Annotated in this window: 3 protein-coding genes; 2 read left to right on the top strand and 1 reads right to left on the bottom strand. The window is 44.5% G+C overall.

Annotation, left to right across the window (positions count from 1 at the left end):
- Positions 1–1,042, bottom strand: a 1,042-nt coding sequence (locus tag ACH2DQ_RS05420) for a peptidoglycan binding domain-containing protein (protein WP_395025874.1), incomplete at its 3' end; no start/stop codon positions are given.
- A 403-nt stretch (positions 1,043–1,445) separates the two neighbouring features.
- On the opposite strand from ACH2DQ_RS05420, the gene ACH2DQ_RS05415 reads away from it, so the two are divergent.
- Together ACH2DQ_RS05415 and ACH2DQ_RS05410 are read left to right on the top strand one after the other, a co-directional pair.
- On the top strand, positions 1,446–2,567 hold the full coding sequence (locus tag ACH2DQ_RS05415) for an Ig-like domain-containing protein (RefSeq protein ID WP_394912863.1): 1,122 nt from the start codon (positions 1,446–1,448) through the stop codon (positions 2,565–2,567).
- 135 nt (positions 2,568–2,702) lie between these two features.
- Positions 2,703–4,805 (top strand): glycogen debranching protein, encoded by a 2,103-nt coding sequence (locus ACH2DQ_RS05410; protein ID WP_394912898.1) that lies wholly within the window; start codon positions 2,703–2,705, stop codon positions 4,803–4,805.
- Positions 4,806–5,024: the final 219 nt, after the last annotated feature.

The raw sequence follows: 5,024 nt of genomic DNA, 5'->3' as shown, positions 1-5,024 counted from the left end.
CTATACTGACTTCCACATATGTTTCACCAATATCGTTGGAGGAACGGTCCATGGCTGTATACACATATACCGGTTCCATAGTCTCCACCTTGCCTTCTCTTAACGCCTCCAGCAGGTTCTCGGTTGTGGCATCCACATCCGTAGCCCAGCCGTAATCTCCGCCTTCTAAAGTGATGGTATCCCCCTTTGAGGTTTTAAACTCTCTGGTGAGCCCGAATGTATCCGTCTCCGCCGCCATTTTATTCACGAACTGCCTTACTTTATCTTCATCGATGGAATATTCACCGTTTTCCCCTTCCACCAGCCATTCTCTGATCTGGCCTCTGTCCGCCACCAGCTTCCGGTCTACAAAATCAAAGGTGATCTCTGCCTGTGTCAATCGGTTCAGTTCCTGTACCTGGGTAACCATTTTCTCATTGGAGCTGTAGACTTCAGGGTCCTTGTAAAGTCCGGCTTCTTCAAAAGAAAGTTCCGTCTTATGATTGTCTACCGCATCAATGATTGCCTGCTTTACCTGCTCCTGATCCATGGTATTTCCCATTACTTCAGGGACGATTTCAAATCCGGTTGCCGTTTCTTCTATGTAAGCATCCTTTGGTTCCACCATATTGCCGTCTTGAAAACATTTTAAATTTTTAACCAGTGAACTCACCAGTTCTTTGTCATAGGAAGTATTAACTGATGTTTCGTATTTTTCTTGTTTTCCCATATTTAAAAACCATAAAAAGGGTTCCTGAGCTTTTAGAAGCTTTTCCACTTCTTTCTCTTCATCCGTGTATTGAAAGCCAAGCTGCTCTGCCGTAATCACTTCTTCAAAGTTGTCACGTCCTTTTAAAGTGAGGTTATATACAAGAATGCTTTCCTGTATTTTATCTTCCACCTGAGCGATGGTAGCGTTACCGCAATCCAGCCCGTTTATCATAGTTCCTCCATAGAAATGCTTTGTAAAATAATATGCAATTCCCAGGTATACACCAATGACGATCACGAAAAATCCAATCACTACCCCTAAAATTATTTTTTTCTTCGTATTTCCCTTCATTTTTTCACCCCTTATGTCGTACTTTATCCTAATAGCATGTTCAAAAAATCATTCCCGCCATCTGCACGCCCAGCCTGCAGTTTCGTAATTGATATTTTTCGACAAGCTCTATTACAGTATATCATACCAGGATGATATATAAAAGTCATGTATGAAAACTTAAGCAAAAGTTCATATTATAGATGTTGCGAATGTTTTTTCCCTTGTGTATAATGAGTTACATCTATAAGTCAAAAACCCATTGCGAGCATCGGAGTTTTTGGTCTCCGCTTTGGCGGTTGCTAAACGAACATCCACTGGACGTTCAGCAACCCTCGCGGCAGACCAAATGGACGCGCCAGCGTATCAATTTGGCTCGTTGCTCACAGGAATAAAGCATCTACAGCAAGTGAAGGATCGAATCATGCAGAAGAAATCAAAAACAATATGTATCATAATACTGGTAATTACCGCATTCTTTGCCCTGAACACCACTGCCTATGCCGGCAGGAGTTCCAAGGTTCCCCCCGTCTCTGTTAAATTAAAGAGGCCGGCCCTTTCGGTAAAAGAAGGACAGACCGTAAGATGTATCGCCCATGTGGTACCCCGCAATGCCTCCCAAAAAAAGTTAAAATACCGCTCTCTCAATACGAAAGTTGCAAAGATATCACCCAAAGGACTGATTACGGGTTTAAAGCCTGGCAGAGCAGTCATTGTATGTTCCGTCAAAGGAGCTCCAGCCATTAAATCCAGATGCACCGTCATTGTGGCTCCGAAAAAGTCAGAAATAACCTTTTCAAAATATGTGCAGAACCTATTTATCGGGGAATCAAGTAAGCTTATTCCTTACCAAAACGGTATCAAATTGGCATCTGACAAGGTAACTTTTGTTTCCAGCAACCCGCAGACTGTCTCTGTTGATGCATCCGGTAATATAAAAGCCCTGCAGGCCGGAACGGCGGCCATCACTGTCAAGGCTCATAATAATGCTGCCATGGCATCCTGTACCATACGTATAAATAACAAATCTTCACAGAGCACCGGAAAAACTATTTTTGTGGGCGCTTCCAGGACAAAAGGCAAAGAAATGGTTCTGGATGACCGAACGGATAATATACTGTTTATTACAAAAAGCGGAGCAAGACTTCCCTGGTTTCAAAATACCGCATTTACCGAGTTAAAAAAAATCCTGGATAAAGATCCCAAACAGACAGCCGTTATCTGCATGGGAGTCAATGATATGCAGGATATCAATGGCTATATCAGCCTTTGCCGTGAACTGATGACACAGTATCCCCATACAAAAATTTATATTACCACCATTACACCCATAGACAGCACATTTACGTATCATAAGGATTCCCAGATACGAACATTTAACCGCAAATTAAAAGCAGCCTTTGGCAGCAATGTAATCAATACATACCGTTATCTGAACAAAACCGGATATGAAACGATAGACGGTATCCATTATGAACAGTCTACCTGCGCAAAAGAGCTGGACTATATCCTGGATGCTATAGGCAAGTCAAATACCTCCCAGTAACACATGTATACCTGACTCACAGCCCGCAGGAACTATTAGAAAGCAGCTGCCGTTCATGCGGCAATGGAGGTGAATATGAAAAAATCCACAGAAATTGTTACAAAAGAATATTCCGCAAAAGTACTGCCCTCCGTAATGGGCAGCCATCTTCTGCCACTGGACACGGTGGAAGGCTATAAAGTACGCCCGGGATTCTATGAGATCAACGGTGCCACTGCGATTCCCGGCGGAATCAGCTTTACGGTGCATTCCCATCATGCTGTATCCTGTGAACTGCTGCTCTACCATCCCGAAGAATGCTCGCCTTATGCAGTTCTGAAATATCCGGATAATTATAAAATTGGTCATGTTTTTTCCATGATCGTATTTGGTTTGAATATGGCTGATTTCGAATATGCTTTTCGTCTGGACGGACCCTTTTTGCCGGAAAAAGGGTTTATATTCGACAAGACAAAGCCATTGCTGGATCCCTATGCCAGAGCCGTCACCGGTCAGAGTGTATGGGGTGCAAAGTCTTCCTGTGATGTCCAGTACCGGGCAAGAGTCGTTAAAAATAACTTTGACTGGGGCAGCTTCAGCCAGCCTTTGATTACGATGGAGGACCTGGTGATCTACGAGCTTCATGTCCGTGGATTTACCAAGCACATATCTTCTGGCGTTGCCCATCCCGGAACATTTGACGGACTGAAAGAAAAGATACCCTATTTAAAAAAACTGGGAATAAATGCAGTAGAACTGATGCCCATCTTTGAATTCGATGAAATGAGTGACCGCAGAGAAGTAAACGGAAAAGAACTTTTAAATTACTGGGGTTATAATACCGTAAGCTTTTTCTCTCCCAATACCAGCTACGCCTCACACAACGAATCAAACCAGGAGGGGCTGGAACTAAAGAATCTGATAAAATCCCTGAATGAAAACGGCATAGAAGTTATTCTGGATGTTGTATTTAACCATACGGCTGAAGGGAATGAAGCCGGACCTTATTTTTCCTTTAAAGGGTTTGACAACAATATCTACTATATGCTCACACCGGACGGTAAATATTATAACTTCAGCGGCTGCGGCAACACCTTAAACTGCAATCACCCAATCGTCCAGCAGATGATCCTGGAATGCCTCCGTTACTGGGTTACAAATTACCGTGTTGACGGTTTCCGCTTCGACCTTGCAACGATCCTGGGCCGTAATGAAGACGGTTCCCCCATGAGTAAACCACCACTGCTGCAAAGTCTCGCATTCGACCCGATTCTTGGCAATGTAAAATTAATTGCAGAGGCATGGGATGCTGGGGGACTCTATCAGGTGGGCACCTTCCCGTCCTGGCACCGCTGGGCGGAGTGGAACGGCAAATACCGGGATGATCTGAGAGGATTCTTAAAAGGAGACTACTGGCTTGCACCCGAAGCCGCTAAGCGCATTACCGGCTCTACGGATCTCTATGATCCCAAACTGCGCGGCTACAACGCATCTGTTAATTTTCTTACCTGCCACGACGGTTTCACCTTGTATGACCTCTATGCCTATAACGATAAACATAATGATGCAAACGGTTGGAATAACACGGACGGAACCAATGATAACCGCAGCTGGAACTGCGGAGCGGAAGGCAATACCACAGATCCGCAAATTTTAGAGCTGCGCCGACGGATGATCCGAAATGCCTGCGCTGTCCTGATGTGCAGCAGGGGCACCCCCATGTTTCTTGCCGGAGATGAATTTTGCAATACGCAGTTTGGGAATAACAATCCCTACTGCCAGGACAACGAGATTTCCTGGCTGGACTGGACGCTGCTGGAAGCAAACCAGGATATGTTTGACTTTTTTTCTTATATGATTGCATTTCGGCGCAGCCATCCTGCAATCCGCCGCAGTCTGGCACCCAGTCACTGTAAGCTGGATGCCATCAGCGTTCACCGGGAAAATCCATTTGACAGCCATATTACGGCGGATTCTAAAATGATGGGCGTTTTATTTGCGGGACGGCTTCCGGATGATACCGCAGATGATATTGTGTATCTGGCTGTAAATGTTTACTGGGAACCCCTGACAGTCACACTGCCCCCTTTGCCGAATCCGCTGAAATGGCATCTTGCAGTGAATACTGCCCAAGAAGATTCAAGAAAGATTTACCCCGCCGGACACATGCCGGTTATGAATGATCCATCATTTCGGCTGGGTGCACGCTCTGTTGCTGTTTTTACAGCCGCCAGGGGGAACTCTGGGAATACTGAATAATATTTCTTTACCTGATACCATACAAAAAGTCAGCACACCATATGAAAGCGTGGTCTGCTGACTTCTTCTGTTTTGGTGTTAAACACCTTCTAATATTCCCATAAAATCTTCTTTGGATAAATTCGTAACCGATACACCGTCTTCCGAAATGATCTGGTCGGATAGATTTTTTTTCGCCTCCTGAAGAAGAAGTATTTTTTCTTCAATAGTATTTTTGGC

It is taken from the genome of Robinsoniella sp. (assembly GCF_034124845.1).
This window is presented reverse-complemented; position numbering and strand designations above follow the sequence as displayed.

Coding starts and splice junctions, on each gene's coding strand:
- ACH2DQ_RS05410 (WP_394912898.1), top strand. CDS start 2,703: ATGGGCAGCCATCTTCTGCCACTGGACACGGTGGAAGGCTATAAAGTA.
- ACH2DQ_RS05415 (WP_394912863.1), top strand. CDS start 1,446: ATGCAGAAGAAATCAAAAACAATATGTATCATAATACTGGTAATTACC.